Here is a 16,774-nt window from a genome sequence, read left to right as displayed (position 1 = left end):
CCTTATTGATTCATCAGCTTCAATGAGAGCAAGACTGTCAGGCCACCATTTTCATTTATCGACGCGCTGGCACTGCCACTGTGCTGGCGCATGGCACTGTCGGTGATTGCCAGCCCAAGCCCGGTGCCGCCACTTTGCCTGTCCCGTGCGATCGATACACGATAGAAAGGCCGGAAAATATCGCTCAACATCTCCTCAGGCACACCTTCCCCATCGTCACTGACCCTGACAGCTAACTCGCGTCCGGCCAGCGAAAACGACACAGTCACCTTGGCCTCCGCGTACCTGATGGCGTTGCGCACCACATTTTCCAACGCGCTGCACAGGAGGTTTCCATTCCCTTCGATGCGCGCATCCGGAATCGTGTCATACACAAAAGATTTTCCGCTTTCGCGCGCTTCAAACTCCGCGTCCTGCAACAGGGTTCCCCAAAGTTCTGAGAGTGTGAACACGTCGCGCTCCGCATGGCTGTTGAGCTGCATACGTGACAGCGACAGTAGATCGGCAATCATCTGCTCCATCCGCTCAGCTTCAGTATCGATGCGGGCGAGGTCAGGGCTTTCCCCCTGTTTTCGGATAGCCAGCGCATTGGCCATCCGTAGACGGGTCAACGGGGAACGAAGCTCATGGGAAATGTCTGACAGCAGGCGCTGTTGACCACTGATCATCTGGTTCAGCGCCGTCACCATCTGGTTAAAACTCGCTCCGGCCTGATGGAACTCCCTCGGGCCGGTTTCCAGTAAAGGGTCTGTTTCAAAACGCCCTTCCCCGACCCGTTCGGCCGCCGCTTGCAGCCTGCGAGCCGGACGGGTAACCGCCCATGCCAGCCAAAGCAACAAGGGAGTACTGACTGCCATCGTAACCAGCAACAACTGGAAAGGCCTATCGAGGATTTGCACGTAAAATGGCGGCTTTTCCCGCCACAATTTGCCGACATACATCAGTGCCTGCGCGTTGCCATCTTCAATCAGGAAGGGCCCCGCCAACATCCAGCGGCCATACAGGCGTTGCACCGGTTCATCAGGGTCATCCGCCAGTGAGGTGAAATTTTTCAGTATCCGGCTGCTGCCGTGATGCCCCCTGACCATCTGCTCGCCATCCAATGTGGTGAAATAGAATTTCACTGGTGTGCGCTCCGGTTGCATTCTCTGCAAACGGACAAGCTTCTGCCTGAGCGTCCCCGGCATTGAGGACACTTGCGCCGAAATCTTTTTCGACAGATCTGCGAATTCAGCTTTCATCGATGGCGGCACAGTATGTTGCTGGCGGGGGTCACTGTGCTGGGCAAACAACACAGCAATCAGTACCAACAGCAGTGTCAGCCAGAAAATCGCGAAGATGCGCCCGTAAAGGCTTTTTATCGTCGGCAGCTTCATTATGCCTCCACCAACAGATAGCCGCGGCCCCGCAAGGTTTTAATACGTGGCTTACCATCTTCACGCTCCGGCAGTTTTTTGCGGATATTGGAGATGTGCATATCGATAGCACGGTCAAACGGGGCCAGACGCTTGCCCAGCACATTGAGGCTGATATCCGCTTTCGCCACCACATTGCCCGGCTGCCTGATAAGGTAGGCCAGCAGTGCCGTTTCTGTGCCGGTCATATCAATCAACTGTGACTGGCAATAGACTTCCATTTTTCCGGGGTAAATAACGATATCCTGATACTCCAGCCTGTCATGCGGTTCTTCCCGGCGCTTTTCTTCGCTATGTTTGGCCGTGCGACGCAAAATGGCACGCATGCGCGCCAGAAGCTCGCGATCTGAAAACGGTTTTGGCAGGTAATCATCGGCACCCAGCTCCAGACCCATTACGCGGTCGATCTCTTCGCCTTTGGCCGTCAGCATCAATACGGGGGTCTCCCAGGTATCGCGGAGACGGCGCAGGGTTTCCATCCCGTTCAGCACCGGCATCATTACATCCAGCAACACCAGATCGGTCTGGTCACTGATTTTTTCCAGCCCTTCCTGGCCATGATTCGCCACTTCAACCTGATAGCCTTCCAGCTCCAACAGGTCCTGAAGAAGGCCGGTCAGTTCTGTGTCGTCATCAATAAGAAGAATGTTTGCCATGGTGTACGCCCGATATGGTTTCATTACCGTTAGTATCTGCCATTCAACGCGCTGATTCCATGTGTAAGTCCGGGCTTTACCCGGCTTTACATTGCTTTACGTTGCCAGAACACCGGTTTACATCCCACTGATTACAATGCCCCTAATGAGCGACACAACTAACCGGAGAGAACACCATGAAATTTTCAAAACGTATTGCAGTAACGGCTATCGCCCTGCCTTTAATGATAGGCTCAGTGTCTGCGATGGCCTATGGCGGCAAGCACCACGGTGGCGCAGGAATGCATGGCGGCAAAGACATGATGGGTAAGCACCTGTTGCGTGGTATCGACCTCACAGACGAGCAGAAAGAAGAAATGAAAGCCCTGCGCCAGCAGAACCGGGAAGCCATGCAAGCCAACAGGGCAGAATTCCACGCTCAAATGATGGCTGAACGCCAGCAAATGCAAGCACTGATGCTGGCAGACAACTTTGATGAAGCGGCTGTCCGCGCACTGGCAGAAAAGATGGTTGACCAGCAAGTTGAGCGACGCGTCGCAATGATGCAAAGAAAACATCAAATGCTAAGCATCCTTACCCCTGAACAAAAAGCGCAGGTAAAAGAGAACATGGCGAACATGTCAGCGCGTATGGAAAAGTGCATACAAAAGAATATTTAAGAGAATCGCCACGCCTCCGGCAACCAGTCTCCCATCAAAAACCCATGCTTTCTCTGTATCGCATGGGTTTTACCTTTCCTGCCAGTACGTTAAATCCCCCTAAAAAAACGTTATACTGCCCCCAGTGCATTCATGTTGATGATGGTTATGACAGAAAAATACGCCCGACTCGTTCAGGCCGCCGCTTGGGCAGCCACCCTGACCGCCACCTTTCTCCTTTTCATGAAACTTTTCACCTGGTGGTATACCGGCTCTGTCAGCTTACTGGCATCACTGGTCGATTCTTTGATCGACCTTTTGGCCTCCGTCACCAACCTGGTGGTGGTGCGTTACGCCCTGCAGCCGGCCGATGAAGAGCATAAATTCGGGCATGGGAAAGCGGAATCACTGGCCGCTTTGGCACAGTCAGCGTTTATCATCGGTTCAGCCTGCTTCCTGTTGCTTAATGGCGTTGAACGCCTGTTTAAGCCCACAGATCTTCACCATCCGGAAGCCGGTGTCCTGATCAGTGGTATTGCGACAATCATTACCGCGGTACTGGTGTTGTTCCAAAAATGGGTGGTGCGTAAAACCGCCAGCCAGGCCATTGCTGCCGACTCACTGCATTATCAATCTGATCTATTGATGAACCTCGCAATCATTGCTGCCCTTGGCCTGGCCTGGTATGGCTTTCCGGTGGCAGATGCCATTTTCGCTATCGGTATTGGGATCTTTATTCTGGTCAGTGCCTTTAAAATGGCGTATGACGCGGTACAGTCACTGCTTGACCGCCAGCTTCCAGTCGACGATCAGGAGAAAATTTACACTCTGGCTTCCACGGTTCCCGGTGTAGAAGGCGTACATGACTTGCGCACCCGTCAGGCAGGAGCGACCCGCTTTATCCAGCTTCACCTTGAACTTGATGACAACCTGAAGCTCGTTGACGCCCACAGAATTGCAGACGCGGTGGAAGACCGCTTAGAAGTCGCCTATCCGGGCGCCGATATCCTGATTCACCAGGATCCGGTCTCAATCGTAGGAAAATCTCCCCGAGAGCAAATTTAATACACGCAAGAGCACTATTATTTGCAACGGTTACTGATATTTATCAACGAAAAATGTTATCTAAACTGTAATAGTCTTTCATAAGTAAGAAAGTTACAGTTTCAAACGGTGTGTCAGCAAGCTAAACTGGCACATCTCGAATGTTGAGGCAAACCCGCGTTACCCGCTAAGACTTTCACTGCAAAGCAGGGGTGGGATGACTGCGCCAACACAGAGTATATGGATTTGAAATTTCAATTCCCAAAGTCAGAGGGTAACCATGGTTAGTAAAATTGGTGTTTTGACCAGTGGCGGTGACGCCCCAGGTATGAATGCAGCGATTCGTGGCGTTGTTCGTGCCGGACTGAGCGAAGGTCTGGATGTTTACGGTATTTACGATGGCTATCAAGGCCTGCACCAGAATCGCATTGAGAAACTGAACCGCACCAGCGTGTCAGACATTATCAACAAAGGCGGCACCTTTTTGGGTTCAGCGCGTTTTCCTGAATTCAAAGAAGAAAAGGTGCGCCAGCAAGCCATCCAGAACCTGAAGATGCACGGCATCGATGCTCTGGTTGTGATCGGTGGTGACGGTTCATACATGGGCGCGAAGAAGCTGACCGAGATGGGCTTCCCATGTATCGGTCTGCCGGGTACGATCGACAACGATATCCCAGGTACGGATTACACCATTGGTTACCTGACAGCACTGAATACGGTTGTTGAAGCCATTGACCGCCTGCGCGATACCTCCTCTTCCCATCAGCGTATCTCTATCGTCGAAGTGATGGGCCGCCATTGTGGCGACCTGACCCTGGCAGCATCTATTGCTGGTGGGTGTGAATATCTTATCACTCCGGAAACTGGCTTAGATAAAGAAAACCTGCTGGCGAAGATCAAAGAAGGCATCTATAAAGGCAAGAAACACGCGATCATTGCTATCACTGAGCTGATGACCGATACCAATGAGCTGGCAAAATACATTGAAGCCGAAACGGGCCGTGAAACCCGAGCTACCATTCTCGGTCATATCCAGCGCGGCGGCCAACCACGTGCATTCGACCGTATTCTGGCGTCCCGTATGGGTGCGTATGCGGTAGAACTGCTGATCAATGGTGAAGGTGGCCGTTGTGTAGGCGTCCAGAATGATAACTTGGTTCATCATGACATTGCTGATGCCATCGACAACATGCGCCGTCCATTCCGTAAAGATTTATACGAAGTCGCGGCCAAACTGTTCTAAATGAGCCACTGGCGGTAAAAAACGGAGCACTTAGGCTCCGTTTTTTGTGCATATCGTTTTTGTACGTAACACAGTTGGCGATTAAATGCCGTCGCCTTCGCTAAACGTCTGGCTGCATTTAAACTTCTGATCCATATCCAAAGACGGCTTATCACTGCTCGGCGCACCAACAATTTTCGCCGGTACGCCGGCGGCCGTCGTATGTGGCGGTACATTGATTAGCACAACAGAGCATGCAGCCACTTTCGCCCCTTCCCCAACTTCAATGTTACCGAGAATTTTCGCGCCTGCGCCAATCATGACACCCGAGCGGATTTTCGGGTGACGATCGCCCGACTCTTTACCGGTACCACCCAGAGTCACATCCTGAAGGATAGAAACATCATCTTCGATCACCGCAGTTTCACCAACGACGATGCCAGTGGCATGGTCAAACATGATGCCTCGGCCAATGGTCGCTGCCGGGTGCACATCGACCTGACAGGCAACAGAGATCTGGTTTTGCAGGTAGACAGCCAACTCACGGCGGCCTTGATGCCATAACCAGTTTGCCACACGGAATCCCTGGAGTGCATGGAAGCCTTTCAGGTACAGCAAGGGCGTAGAGTAGAGCTCAACCGCGGGATCACGCTCGACCGTGGCGCAGATATCACACGCTGCCGATTCCACAATACACCTATCACCGGCATACGCTTCCTCTATCACTTCATGCACCGCCATCGCGGACATGCTGGGCGTTGCCAGTTTGTTGGCGAGAATATAACTCAGTGCACCACCCAGTGAATCATGTTTGATGATCGTGGCATGGAAGAAGCTTGCGAGCATGGGTTCACGCTCAGAGTGTTCTTTGGCTTCCCGCTTAATGGCTTGCCAGACTTTTTCCTGCTGGCACTTTTTATCGCGGCCTTCACCGCATATCCTTTGCATTCTGATACCCATATCTTCTGTCATAACATTGCGTTCGCCCACCTCTTTATCCGTGAGGTGTTGCGATGAAACTTAACCTAAGTGTGACATAGAACGCCAAACAACCCAAGGCAATGGCCTCGCCAAACAGATCGAATGGCCTTCCATCCCTAGTTTGTCGCAAATTAAAAACGCGAGACCTTCCCCGCGTTTTATAGACCCGACCGAACGGATAACTCATTCAGACGTGCGTTGACGTGCCAGCAAATCCTGCGCTGCCTGACGGGCATCTTTACCCTCATACAACACCTGATAAATCTGCTCAACAATCGGCATTTCAACGCCGGTGCGTTTTGCCAACGCACGGACTTCCTTGGTGTTACGGTAGCCTTCCACCACCTGGCCAATGTCATCCTGCGCTTCATCCACACCTTTACCCTGCCCCAACGCCAGACCAAAACGGCGATTGCGGGATTGGTTATCGGTACAAGTCAGCACCAGATCACCCAGTCCTGCCATGCCCATAAAGGTTTCACGTTCTGCGCCCAGCGCCACGCCAAGGCGTGTCAGCTCAGCCAGTCCACGGGTAATCAGTGCTGTCCGGGCGTTGGCACCAAAGCCAATGCCATCAGACATCCCCGCGCCAATTGCAATCACGTTTTTCACTGCACCGCCAAGCTGGATGCCGATAAAGTCACTGTTGGCATACACACGGAACGTGCGGGTACAGTGAATTTTCTCCTGAAGATCAGCAAGAAATTCTGCATCTGGCGACGCGACTGAAATCGCGGTTGGCATGCCCGCTGCCAGCTCTTTTGCAAACGTTGGGCCGGACAATACTGCCAGCGGCACGTTTTTACCGAGTTGCTCCCGTGCCACATCTTGCAGCAAGCGGCCTGTTTCTGGCTCCAGCCCCTTAGTGGCCCAGCAGACCCGCTGGTCATCCCGAAGGAAAGGCTTTACCTGTGACAATACCTGACCAAAAACATGGCTGGGCACCACCACCAGAATGTCCCGGCTGGCCTGAATAGCCTGTTCGAGATCCGCACTCAGGATCAGGGAATCGGGAAAGGTGACACCCGGCAGAAACGCTTCGTTTGCACGATCAATGTCGAGCTGCGCTATGTGCTCAGGTTCATGTCCCCACAGCACCACATTGGCCCCGTTACGGGCCAGTGAGATAGCCAGTGACGTCCCGTATGAGCCTGCACCCAATACGGTCATAGCCACATTGGCGTTCGCGATATCTGTCATCAGTGTCAACCTTACTTCTTACGCGTCAGCGCTGTCTTTCGTTTGCGCTTGTTGGTTTTTCAGGTAGTTCATGAACAGTGCGTCAAAGTTAACTGGCGCCAGGTTCAACTGTGGGAATGTACCTTTCACCACCAGGCTAGAAATGGTTTCACGGGCGTAAGGGAACAGGATATTCGGACAGAATGCCCCCAGGCAGTGTGCCAGTTGCGGCGCTTCCATCCCGTCGACAGTGAAGATACCACCTTGTTGCACCTCACACAGGAAAGCATTTTCTTTGCCGTTTTTCACGGTGACAGTCAAACGCAGAACCACTTCGTAAACGCCTTCACCCAGCTCGCGGCTTTGGGTGTCCAGGTCTAGGTTTACATCTGGGTTCCACTCTTGCTGAAACACTTCTGGAGAGTTCGGCGCTTCGAAAGAGACATCTTTCAGAAAGATGCGTTGAATCGCGAAATTTTGTTGCGGTTGTTGGTTGGTTGCTGCTTCAGCCATAGTGATAAATCCTTGTTATTTGGACAAATGCTTTCGCGCATTTAAAAACGTGTCAGGCAGCCCTGTGGGCTGCCCTGAAAATCGTGATGCCGCCAGCCGTTATTTTTTCTTCTTGCTGCGGACCAGTGGCAGGTTTGCCTCATTCCACGAGATCAGGCCGTCTTTCAGAACATTGACGTTCTCGTAGCCCGCTTTTGCCAGTGCATTGGCACTTTCAATCGCGGTTTGACCCGTCTTACACACCAAGATAATGGGGTCAGACTTATGTTTTTCAATCTCAGCGGCATTGTTGGCTTTGATGTCTTTTGCCAAAACGTGAAGTGCGCCCGCAACATGGCCACTGCGGTAGTCGTCGCGGCTACGAATATCGACAAACACGCCATTTTCACGGTTTACCAGCACGGTGGCTTCGCTGGGAGTGATGGTTTTATACGGTGCGGTTTTCTGCTTGATGACTGACAGGATCAGCGCAACAACCAGACCAACCCACACCAGGGACAAGATCAAATTGGCTTGTACAAATTCAATAAACTGCTGCATGGCTCGCTTCTACTAAGTGTCGGCACAAAAAAACGACCCCGAGTATACCCTTCAAACTGCTCAAATACAGCATAGGCTTGGATTTCCATCCCCCTACTCACTGGCAATCAAGGCAAAAAACTTGAAACGGATCACGTTCACCCCAATATCTGTCTGGCAGGAAGACGCCATTACTGGTCCTGACGGCGCAGTTAACACGCCATCGTGCATCTAACCGGCTGATTTGTTTACTTACTACAGAAAGCTCGTCGGTATTCGTCAACGTCAAGAACCGCTCGAAAAGGCAAGACAATCCCTTACGCCAGCAATGACCGGGGCAGGCATCCTCCATGATAGTATTTTTTAAGTGTTAGCAAAAAAGTTTGCCTACTGCTTAACCACTAAAATGTAGTAAAGTTACGCTAATTCACGAAATTTGAAATCGACATAAAGAGGGCACCGTATGTCTGCTAAGAAGCCTTTGGCACTCGTTATTCTGGACGGATGGGGTTATCGCGAAGACAGTAATGACAACGCGATTGCAAACGCAAAAACACCGATTCTTGATGGCTTGATGGCGGGCACCAGCACCCTGATCTCTGCATCAGGTATGGATGTTGGTTTACCAGAGGGTCAAATGGGTAACTCAGAAGTGGGACACGTGAATATCGGCGCTGGCCGTATCGTGTACCAGGATCTGACCCGTATCACCAAAGCCATTCAGGATGGTGAATTCTTCAACAACCCAGTACTGACCGGCGCAATCGACAAAGCCGTGAAAGCAGGCAAGTCCGTGCACATCATGGGCCTGATGTCGCCAGGCGGTGTTCATAGCCACGAAGATCATATTGCAGCTGCGGTTGAAATGGCCGTTCAGCGTGGGGCTGAAAACGTCTACCTGCACTGCTTCCTGGATGGCCGTGACACGCCACCACGCAGCGCCAAAGCCTCTCTGGAACGTTTCGATACGCTGTTTGCGAAGCTCGGTAAAGGCCGCACAGCGTCTATCATCGGCCGTTACTTTGCGATGGATCGTGATAATAACTGGGACCGCGTCGAAAAAGCCTACGATCTGTTGGTTGAAGCAAAAGGTGAGTTTACCTATGGTTCGGCAGTAGAAGCGCTGGAAGCGGCGTATGCACGTGACGAAAACGACGAGTTCGTAAAAGCATCTGAAATCCGTGCAGACGGCCAGCCAGTCGCAGCCATCGAAGATGGCGATGCCGTTTTGTTTATGAACTTCCGCGCAGACCGTGCACGCCAAATCACCCGCGCATTCATGCCCGGTTTTGATGGTTTTGCACGCAGTAAAACCCCAGTGCTGGCAGACTTTGTGATGCTGACAGAATACGCCGCAGACATCGACACCGCCTGCGCCTATCCATCAGAAAACCTGGTAAATACGCTGGGTGAATGGCTGTCCAAGCAGGGCAAGACCCAGCTGCGTATCTCTGAAACAGAGAAATACGCACACGTTACTTTCTTCTTCAATGGCGGTGTAGAAGCCGTGTTTGAGGGTGAAGAGCGTGCACTGGTGGCCTCACCGAAAGTGGCAACTTACGACCTGCAACCGGAAATGAGCTCTGAAGAGCTGACCGATAAACTGGTTGAGGCCATTAAGAGCGGTAAATTTGACCAGATTATCTGTAACTATCCAAACTGCGACATGGTCGGCCATACCGGTGTCTATGATGCAGCAGTGAAAGCGGTTGAAGCTATCGACCACTGCATTGGTCGCGTGGTTGAAGCCATTAAAGAGGTAGATGGCCAGTTGCTGATCACAGCTGACCACGGTAACGCGGAAATGATGGTTGACCCTGAAACAGGTGGCATCCATACCGCACACACCAACCTGCCAGTCCCCCTGATTTACGTGGGCAACAAAGACATTGCACTGGTTGAAGGCGGCAAGCTGTCTGATCTGGCACCTACCATGCTGGCGTTAAGCGACATGGAAGCACCGGCAGAAATGACCGGTAAACCGCTGTTTGTAGCCAAATAATACGCAGCAAAATCCAGTGACAGAAAACGCGCTTTCTCCGAGCGCGTTTTTTATGCATTTTTGCCCGTCTCAATCCAATTTTTTTCTTAAAATAGAGCAAGTAAACCGGTTAATTTTTATTTTATAACTTGCGATGCTGAGACAGGCAGAATAATGCCAACCCCCGATCCGCTTGATATACTGCCAGCCATGAAAAAGAAAACATTGCGCCATCTAGACTCCTTATGCGCCAGTGCCTTACGTGCTGGCGTTTTGCTGTGCCTGCTTGTTGCCCCCTTCGTGCATGCAAACGATGAACTGCTCTCTGGCATGAAAAATGAAATCTCCCGCCAAGAGCAGCAACTCAGCGCCAACGCAAAAAAGCTCAACGCGCTGCAATCGGCCTTGAAAGCGCAGGAACAATCCATCGGAGCGCTCGCCAAACAGATGCGTGATGCCAATGCCAGCCTCCAATCCACCGAACAAGAGATCGCCACACTGAACCGCGAAAGCCAGCGCCTTGAACAATTGAAGCTGGGTCAGGTGGAGTTACTGAAGGAATTGCTCAACAGCCAGTACCGGCAGGGAAAACATAGCGAGCTCAATGCCCTGTTAAGTGGCAAAGACACAACCGATATGGATCGCATGACTGTCTACACTGAACGTCTGTCAAAAGCCCGTACTGATGCCATTAACGATCTGGCAGCAACAGATACTGAACTACAGCTCAAACGCCACCAGCTTCAGACACAAACAGAGAAACAGAAAGCGCTGATTACCGAGCTCGCCGCAGACAAAGCCGAACTCGAGAAAAAACAGCAGGCCCAGAAGAAAACCGCCAGTGCCATCCGCCGCCAAATCAGCAGTGACAAAGGCTACCTTGCTGAGCTTCGCAGCAATGAAAAACGCCTGAAGGCTGAGCTGGAACGCGCGGCTGAACAAGCCCGCATTGCCGCCGAGCAGGCAGCCGTCAAAATGGATGGCCTTGCGAAATATAAAGGCCGCATGCAATGGCCCGTTAAAGGCCGGATTCTTCACCGCTATGGCTCCGCCCAAACCGGGCAGCTTCACTGGAATGGTATCGTGATTGCCGCCAAAGAAGGCAGCGAAGTGAAAGCCGCACACGACGGTACGGTTGTGCTCTCCAACTGGTTACGTGGCTATGGCCTGATGGTGGTGATTGACCATGGTAAAGGTGACATGAGCTTTTACGGCTACAACCAGGCATTGCTGAAAAACGTTGGTGATACCGTGAAAGCGGGTGAACCAATCGCCCTTGTCGGGAACAGTGGTGGACAGGCCGCGTCAGCACTCTACTTTGAAATCCGCCGCAAAGGTAATGCCACCGACCCCAACCCCTGGTTGACACGTTAGAATCAGGTGCCTGTTTCACAGGCGCTTATTCACCGGCGCTTCGCCATGAAAAAAACCGCCAACGCGGTTTTTTTCATTATAAAGATGGCGGACAGATAAAGTTACTTGGTCCAGTCCAGGATAACTTTGCCTGACTGGCCGGAGCGCATCACATCAAAGCCTTGCTGGAAGTCATCCACACTGTAGTGGTGGGTAATGATTGGGCTCAAGTCCAGACCAGACTGAATAAGGCTTGCCATCTTGTACCAGGTCTCAAACATCTCGCGGCCGTAGATACCTTTAATCACCAGCCCTTTGAAAATGACCTGGTTCCAGTCGATACCCATGTCTGACGGCGGAATGCCCAGCAGCGCAATACGGCCGCCGTGGTTCATGGCTTTCAGCATGCCATTGAACGCTGACGGGTTGCCGGACATCTCAAGGCCGACATCGAAACCTTCGCGCATGCCCAGATCGCGCATCACGTCTTCCAGCGTTTCCTCTGCCACGTTCACCGCACGGGTCACGCCCATTTTACGCGCCAGCGCCAGACGGTATTCGTTGACGTCAGTGATCACCACATGGCGCGCACCCACGTGCTTCGCCACCGCTGCAGCCATAATACCGATAGGGCCTGCACCGGTAATAAGCACATCTTCACCGACCAAATCAAACGACAGCGCAGTGTGAACCGCATTGCCGAATGGGTCGAAGATAGCCGCCAGATCGTCTGAAATGTCTTCCGGAATTTTGAAGGCGTTGAAGGCCGGGATCACCAGATACTCGGCAAACGCCCCTTCACGGTTAACGCCGACACCGATGGTGTTGCGGCAAAGGTGGGTGCGGCCTGCACGGCAGTTGCGGCAGTGTCCACAGGTGATATGGCCTTCACCCGATACGCGATCGCCAATGGCAAAGCCACGTACTTCCTGACCGATACCGACCACTTCACCCACATATTCGTGACCGACCACCATGGGCACCGGGATGGTCTTTTGTGACCACTCGTCCCAGTTGTAGATGTGGACGTCAGTACCGCAGATCGCAGTCTTACGGATTTTGATCAAAAGGTCGTTATGCCCCAGCACAGGCAGATCGGTTTCTGTCATCCAGATCCCCGGTTCTGCTTTCAGTTTTGCCAGCGCTTTCATTTTGTTCGTCATTGTCAGTTACCCAATCAGACCCATTTCTTTGCCGACTTTGATAAAGGCGTCGATAGCCTTGTCCAGTTGCTCACGGCTGTGCGCGGCAGACATTTGTGTGCGGATACGCGCCTGGCCTTTCGGCACCACAGGGAAGGAGAACCCGACAACGTAAATGCCTTCTTTCATCATACGTTCGGCAAATTCACCCGCCACTTTGGCATCGCCCAGCATCACAGGAATGATGGCATGGTCAGCCCCTGCCAGCGTGAAACCCGCTTCACTCATGCGGGCACGGAAATGGTTGGCGTTGTCCCACAGTTTTTCACGCAGGTCACCGCTTTCTGCCAAGAGATCGATAACACGGATAGAAGCAGCCACAATCGCCGGTGCCAGTGAATTGGAAAACAGGTAAGGACGCGAGCGCTGGCGCAGCCAGTCGATCACTTCTTTTCTACCCGACGTGTAGCCGCCAGATGCGCCGCCCATGGCTTTACCCAACGTACCGGTGATAATGTCGATACGGTCCATCACATCATGGTATTCGTGGGTACCACGACCGTTTGCGCCCATAAAGCCGACGGCGTGTGAGTCATCCACCATCACCAGTGCACCGTATTTTTCCGCCAGATCGCAAATAGCCGGCAGGTTCGCGACCACGCCATCCATCGAGAACACACCGTCTGTCACGATCAAGATATGGCGCGCCCCTTTTTCTTTTGCGGCAATCAGTTGTTGTTCCAGCTCTTCCATGTTGTTGTTGGCGTAGCGAAAACGCATCGCTTTACACAGGCGTACACCGTCGATAATAGACGCATGGTTCAGCGCATCAGAAATGATCGCGTCTTCTGCATCAAGAAGAGTTTCGAACAGGCCAGTGTTGGCGTCGAAGCAGGAAGAGTAAAGGATGGTGTCTTCCATACCGAGGAAGGCGGACAGTTTCTCTTCCAGCACCTTGTGTGCATCCTGGGTACCGCAGATAAAACGCACGGAGGCCATGCCAAAGCCATGCTCATCCATACCGGCTTTTGCCGCTTCAATCAGCGCAGGGTGGTTAGCCAGGCCCAGATAGTTGTTGGCACAGAAGTTCAACACGTCTTCACCGGATGTCACCGAGATATTGGCTTTTTGGGCTGAGGTGATCACGCGTTCATCTTTATACAGGCCTTCAGCTTTGACGTCTTCAAGCTGCTGGCGGATTTGCTGATAAAAAGCGGCAGTCATCGCTTACTCCATCAATGGAAACAGGAACGGGTTGATATCAATATGTTTATTCCATCACATTAAGCTAAAGCGTCTAAATAACCGCTAGCTTTCAGGATGACATATCAGAAAGAGTGTAGATGATAGAGTTCTGGGGAAGGTTGCGTCTATCGAATTAGTACATCTAATTGTGTTTGATCACGCGGAGTCTGTCGCGCTTTGGGTGGTTTCCATCTGGGTACGGTAATGTCCGATAAGTGCTGACACCACCGCCTTGCCTTTACCGGTTGTCATGGGTGACACCATGTTGAGGATTTGAAGCACGCCCTGAAAAATCACAACCGGTGTCACCCTGGCCTGTGGCGACTGGGCGCTCTGGTAAAATATCCAGCTGGACGCAACAAGCTTGAGGGTACTGCACAGTGATTGCAGAGCGTCATCATCCATGTCCAGCCAACCGGTGTCACGAAACCGGCTCAGCATGGCAAACAGATTGGCTTTCAGGGCCTGCTGAGCGTCAAGGTACTTTGTCTGTAGCTCTGCATCCCGGCTCAGGATGTCCGGCAGGTTAGCGTAGAAAAAACGGTAACGCCACATCAACTGAAACGTCGCATCAAGGTATGCAAGCAAGCGCTGCTCATCGGATTCCGCTGGCACTTCCGGCTGAAAACCGGTGGAAAGATCGCGCGCGTATTGATCGAAAATACTGTGTATAATCTCTTCTTTATTACGGAAGTGGTAATACAGGTTTCCCGGACTAATTCCCAGATCAGCCGCAATATGGTTGGTAGTCACATTCGGTTCGCCCTGCTCATTAAAGAGCGCCAACGCGGAATGAATGATGCGGTCGCGGGTTTTCATGGTTAAACTGCTATCCTCAAGCCCAGAAAGGGAAATGTTACCATACGCTCTCTCAGTTTACTGATGGGGTGTTCTCATAATTCAGGCCGAACAGAATGTAGGTGAAGATATGATTATAGTGACTGGCGGCGCCGGCATGATCGGCAGCAATCTGGTTAAAGCGCTGAACGAAGAAGGTTATAACGACATTCTGGTGGTCGACAACCTGAAAGACGGCACCAAATTCGTAAATCTGGTTGATCTTAATATCGCAGATTACATGGACAAAGAAGATTTCATCGCCCAAATCATGGCCGGTGATGACTTTGGTCCTATCGAAGCGGTATTCCATGAAGGTGCATGCTCTGCCACCACAGAGTGGGACGGCAAGTATATGATGTTGAACAACTATGAGTATTCCAAAGAGTTGTTGCACTACTGCCTTGAACGTAACATTCCCTTCCTATACGCCTCCTCTGCCGCGACGTACGGCGGTCGTGACCACGATTTCATCGAAGAGCCCCAATACGAAGGCGCGCTTAACGTTTACGGTTACTCAAAGCAACTTTTCGACAACTATGTCCGCCGCATCTGGGCGGATGCTGAAGCCCATGGCGAAACCCTGTCTCAAATCACCGGCTTCCGCTATTTCAACGTGTATGGCCCACGTGAAGGCCACAAAGGCAGTATGGCGTCAGTGGCATTCCACCTGAACACCCAAATCAATGACGGCCAAAACCCGAAACTGTTCGAGGGCAGCGACACCTTCAAGCGTGACTTCGTGTACATCGGTGACGTATGCAAAATGAACCTCTGGTTCTGGAAAAACGGCAAATCCGGCATTTTTAACTGTGGTACCGGTCGTGCGGAATCTTTCCGCGCGGTTGCGGATGCCGTGATCAAATACCATGGCAAAGGGGAAGTGGAAGAAATCCCATTCCCGGATCACCTGAAAGGCCGTTATCAGGCTTACACCCAGGCAGATCTCACCAAAGTACGCGCAGCTGGCTACCCGCATGAATTCAAAACCGTTGCGGAAGGCGTGGCTGAATACATGGCCATATTGAATAAGTAATTGGCGACAAACGGGCCTCGGCCCGTTTTTTCATCTTTCGTTCGACTTCCTGTAGTTTCGACTCTATGAGCCAAAATACAAAAAACAGCGCGTACCTGCCAACGTTTGAGTGGGCATTTCTACACCCCCGCTATTGGGGTACCTGGCTGGGCATATTCTTTGCCGCCATCATGGCGTTTGTGCCATTTCGCCTGCGTGACAAACTGGCCGAGTTTCTCGCTAAGCGTTTGGTAAAAATGAATAACCGCGCGAAGAAGCGTGCAGTGATCAATCTTCAGCACTGTTTTCCAGATAAAACCGACGAAGAACGTTTCGCCATCCTTGAGCAAAGCTACATAAACGCAGGGTGTGTCCTGCTCGGCTTTGCCACCATCATGATGCGCAGCAAACGCTATCTGGAAAAGCGTACCCTGTTCCGCAACGAGGAAATCCTGACCGAACTGGTCGAAAAAGGGGAAAAAGTGATTCTGTTGGTCCCTCACAGCTGGGCCATTGACTATCCCGCCGTGCAGCTTGCTTCCCGCGGCTTACCCGTCGCTGCTATGGTGAAGAAGCAAAAAAACAAAGTCGCAGACTGGTTGATGAACGTCCAGCGCCTGAAATATGGCGGCCGCACCCATGAGCGTGCGGATGGCATCAAACCCTTTATCAAATCAGTGCGCGAAGGCTATCTGGGCTACTATCTTCCTGACGAAGACCACGGCCCGGATTCCAGTGTATTCGTGCCGTTTTTTGCCACACAGAAAGCCACGCTTTCGGGCCTAGGTAAGCTCGCAACCCTAAGTCGGGCGAAAATCGTGCCGTTGATGCCGGTTTACAACCGCGCAACCGGCAATTTTGAAGTGATCGTACAGCCTCCACTTGCACCGTTTCCGTCAGGCAGTGAAGAAACCGATGCGCGTATGATGAACGAGCGTATCGAGCAGTTTTTGCAAAACGATCCCGGCCAATATATGTGGATCATGAACTTGCTGCGTTCACGTCCAGATAATACCCAGCTTTATTAAGAGGGA

General features: G+C 52.0%; 16 protein-coding genes. 7 read left to right on the top strand and 9 right to left on the bottom strand.

The genetic code is table 11. From position 1 onward, the window contains the following. Nucleotides 1-2: 2 nt before the first annotated feature. Together cpxA and AC6IB1_RS18050 are read right to left on the bottom strand one after the other, a co-directional pair. A complete protein-coding gene (gene cpxA, locus AC6IB1_RS18055) occupies nucleotides 3-1,376 on the bottom strand; it encodes an envelope stress sensor histidine kinase CpxA (protein ID WP_497567766.1) in 1,374 nt (457 codons plus the stop codon). After that, nucleotides 1,376-2,071: a response regulator gene (locus AC6IB1_RS18050; RefSeq protein ID WP_497567765.1), complete on the bottom strand. Its 696-nt coding sequence runs from the start codon at nucleotides 2,069-2,071 to the stop codon at nucleotides 1,376-1,378. Before AC6IB1_RS18050 ends, cpxA begins: the two co-directional genes overlap by 1 nt. Before the next feature lie 176 nt (nucleotides 2,072-2,247). Between AC6IB1_RS18050 and AC6IB1_RS18045 the strand changes: the two genes are divergently transcribed. The 3 genes from AC6IB1_RS18045 to pfkA all read left to right on the top strand — a co-directional run bounded on the left by AC6IB1_RS18045 (nucleotide 2,248) and on the right by pfkA (nucleotide 4,996). Next, on the top strand, nucleotides 2,248-2,730 hold the full coding sequence (locus tag AC6IB1_RS18045; protein WP_497567764.1) for a CpxP family protein: 483 nt from the start codon (nucleotides 2,248-2,250) through the stop codon (nucleotides 2,728-2,730). Nucleotides 2,731-2,877: 147 nt separating this feature from the next. Further along, complete coding sequence (fieF, locus tag AC6IB1_RS18040; RefSeq protein ID WP_497567763.1) at nucleotides 2,878-3,774, top strand: CDF family cation-efflux transporter FieF; 897 nt, start codon at nucleotides 2,878-2,880, stop codon at nucleotides 3,772-3,774. 259 nt (nucleotides 3,775-4,033) lie between these two features. Further along, complete coding sequence (pfkA, locus tag AC6IB1_RS18035) at nucleotides 4,034-4,996, top strand: 6-phosphofructokinase (RefSeq protein ID WP_005501449.1); 963 nt, start codon at nucleotides 4,034-4,036, stop codon at nucleotides 4,994-4,996. An 81-nt stretch (nucleotides 4,997-5,077) separates the two neighbouring features. Here the strand turns inward: pfkA and cysE are convergent, their stop codons facing one another. From cysE to AC6IB1_RS18015, 4 genes are all read right to left on the bottom strand, one after another. Continuing rightward, complete coding sequence (gene cysE, locus AC6IB1_RS18030; protein WP_497569173.1) at nucleotides 5,078-5,923, bottom strand: serine O-acetyltransferase; 846 nt, start codon at nucleotides 5,921-5,923, stop codon at nucleotides 5,078-5,080. Nucleotides 5,924-6,139: 216 nt separating this feature from the next. Next, nucleotides 6,140-7,156: an NAD(P)H-dependent glycerol-3-phosphate dehydrogenase gene (gene gpsA / locus AC6IB1_RS18025; RefSeq protein ID WP_497567762.1), complete on the bottom strand. Its 1,017-nt coding sequence runs from the start codon at nucleotides 7,154-7,156 to the stop codon at nucleotides 6,140-6,142. A gap of 18 nt (nucleotides 7,157-7,174) precedes the next feature. After that, nucleotides 7,175-7,648: a protein-export chaperone SecB gene (gene secB / locus AC6IB1_RS18020; protein WP_497567761.1), complete on the bottom strand. Its 474-nt coding sequence runs from the start codon at nucleotides 7,646-7,648 to the stop codon at nucleotides 7,175-7,177. A 99-nt stretch (nucleotides 7,649-7,747) separates the two neighbouring features. Continuing rightward, complete coding sequence (locus AC6IB1_RS18015; RefSeq protein ID WP_497567760.1) at nucleotides 7,748-8,188, bottom strand: rhodanese-like domain-containing protein; 441 nt, start codon at nucleotides 8,186-8,188, stop codon at nucleotides 7,748-7,750. Nucleotides 8,189-8,630: 442 nt separating this feature from the next. Between AC6IB1_RS18015 and gpmM the strand changes: the two genes are divergently transcribed. Both gpmM and AC6IB1_RS18005 read left to right on the top strand, forming a co-directional pair. Further along, a complete protein-coding gene (gene gpmM / locus AC6IB1_RS18010) occupies nucleotides 8,631-10,169 on the top strand; it encodes a 2,3-bisphosphoglycerate-independent phosphoglycerate mutase (RefSeq protein ID WP_497567759.1) in 1,539 nt (512 codons plus the stop codon). Nucleotides 10,170-10,358: 189 nt separating this feature from the next. Continuing rightward, nucleotides 10,359-11,522: a peptidoglycan DD-metalloendopeptidase family protein gene (locus AC6IB1_RS18005; protein ID WP_497569172.1), complete on the top strand. Its 1,164-nt coding sequence runs from the start codon at nucleotides 10,359-10,361 to the stop codon at nucleotides 11,520-11,522. Nucleotides 11,523-11,623: 101 nt separating this feature from the next. Here the strand turns inward: AC6IB1_RS18005 and tdh are convergent, their stop codons facing one another. The 3 genes from tdh to AC6IB1_RS17990 all read right to left on the bottom strand — a co-directional run bounded on the left by tdh (nucleotide 11,624) and on the right by AC6IB1_RS17990 (nucleotide 14,707). Next, a complete protein-coding gene (gene tdh, locus AC6IB1_RS18000; RefSeq protein ID WP_497567758.1) occupies nucleotides 11,624-12,664 on the bottom strand; it encodes an L-threonine 3-dehydrogenase in 1,041 nt (346 codons plus the stop codon). Nucleotides 12,665-12,670: 6 nt separating this feature from the next. Continuing rightward, nucleotides 12,671-13,867 carry a glycine C-acetyltransferase gene (locus AC6IB1_RS17995; RefSeq protein WP_497567757.1) on the bottom strand — a complete coding sequence of 399 codons (1,197 nt, stop codon included), beginning with the start codon at nucleotides 13,865-13,867 and terminating at the stop codon, nucleotides 12,671-12,673. A 177-nt stretch (nucleotides 13,868-14,044) separates the two neighbouring features. Further along, the gene (locus tag AC6IB1_RS17990; protein ID WP_497567756.1) at nucleotides 14,045-14,707 is read right to left on the bottom strand and encodes a TetR/AcrR family transcriptional regulator; all 663 of its coding nucleotides are present in this window, start codon (nucleotides 14,705-14,707) and stop codon (nucleotides 14,045-14,047) included. A 109-nt stretch (nucleotides 14,708-14,816) separates the two neighbouring features. Between AC6IB1_RS17990 and rfaD the strand changes: the two genes are divergently transcribed. Together rfaD and lpxM are read left to right on the top strand one after the other, a co-directional pair. Further along, nucleotides 14,817-15,761 carry an ADP-glyceromanno-heptose 6-epimerase gene (gene rfaD / locus AC6IB1_RS17985; protein ID WP_005501470.1) on the top strand — a complete coding sequence of 315 codons (945 nt, stop codon included), beginning with the start codon at nucleotides 14,817-14,819 and terminating at the stop codon, nucleotides 15,759-15,761. Nucleotides 15,762-15,826: 65 nt separating this feature from the next. Then, nucleotides 15,827-16,768 (top strand): lauroyl-Kdo(2)-lipid IV(A) myristoyltransferase, encoded by a 942-nt coding sequence (lpxM, locus tag AC6IB1_RS17980; RefSeq protein WP_497567755.1) that lies wholly within the window; start codon nucleotides 15,827-15,829, stop codon nucleotides 16,766-16,768. Nucleotides 16,769-16,774 lie beyond the last annotated feature (6 nt).

Source organism: Grimontia sp. THUN1695, from assembly GCF_059704325.2.
This window is presented reverse-complemented; position numbering and strand designations above follow the sequence as displayed.

What these genes read in the sequence shown, in the direction of transcription:
- AC6IB1_RS18015 (WP_497567760.1), bottom strand. Translation starts at nt 8,188, where the DNA reads ATGCAGCAGTTTATTGAATTTGTACAAGCCAATTTGATCTTGTCCCTG.
- AC6IB1_RS18005 (WP_497569172.1), top strand. Translation starts at nt 10,359, where the DNA reads ATGAAAAAGAAAACATTGCGCCATCTAGACTCCTTATGCGCCAGTGCC.
- cysE (WP_497569173.1), bottom strand. Translation starts at nt 5,923, where the DNA reads ATGCAAAGGATATGCGGTGAAGGCCGCGATAAAAAGTGCCAGCAGGAA.
- fieF (WP_497567763.1), top strand. Translation starts at nt 2,878, where the DNA reads ATGACAGAAAAATACGCCCGACTCGTTCAGGCCGCCGCTTGGGCAGCC.
- AC6IB1_RS18045 (WP_497567764.1), top strand. Translation starts at nt 2,248, where the DNA reads ATGAAATTTTCAAAACGTATTGCAGTAACGGCTATCGCCCTGCCTTTA.
- AC6IB1_RS18050 (WP_497567765.1), bottom strand. Translation starts at nt 2,071, where the DNA reads ATGGCAAACATTCTTCTTATTGATGACGACACAGAACTGACCGGCCTT.
- lpxM (WP_497567755.1), top strand. Translation starts at nt 15,827, where the DNA reads ATGAGCCAAAATACAAAAAACAGCGCGTACCTGCCAACGTTTGAGTGG.
- rfaD (WP_005501470.1), top strand. Translation starts at nt 14,817, where the DNA reads ATGATTATAGTGACTGGCGGCGCCGGCATGATCGGCAGCAATCTGGTT.
- pfkA (WP_005501449.1), top strand. Translation starts at nt 4,034, where the DNA reads ATGGTTAGTAAAATTGGTGTTTTGACCAGTGGCGGTGACGCCCCAGGT.
- AC6IB1_RS17995 (WP_497567757.1), bottom strand. Translation starts at nt 13,867, where the DNA reads ATGACTGCCGCTTTTTATCAGCAAATCCGCCAGCAGCTTGAAGACGTC.
- secB (WP_497567761.1), bottom strand. Translation starts at nt 7,648, where the DNA reads ATGGCTGAAGCAGCAACCAACCAACAACCGCAACAAAATTTCGCGATT.
- tdh (WP_497567758.1), bottom strand. Translation starts at nt 12,664, where the DNA reads ATGACGAACAAAATGAAAGCGCTGGCAAAACTGAAAGCAGAACCGGGG.
- gpmM (WP_497567759.1), top strand. Translation starts at nt 8,631, where the DNA reads ATGTCTGCTAAGAAGCCTTTGGCACTCGTTATTCTGGACGGATGGGGT.
- gpsA (WP_497567762.1), bottom strand. Translation starts at nt 7,156, where the DNA reads ATGACAGATATCGCGAACGCCAATGTGGCTATGACCGTATTGGGTGCA.
- cpxA (WP_497567766.1), bottom strand. Translation starts at nt 1,376, where the DNA reads ATGAAGCTGCCGACGATAAAAAGCCTTTACGGGCGCATCTTCGCGATT.
- AC6IB1_RS17990 (WP_497567756.1), bottom strand. Translation starts at nt 14,707, where the DNA reads ATGAAAACCCGCGACCGCATCATTCATTCCGCGTTGGCGCTCTTTAAT.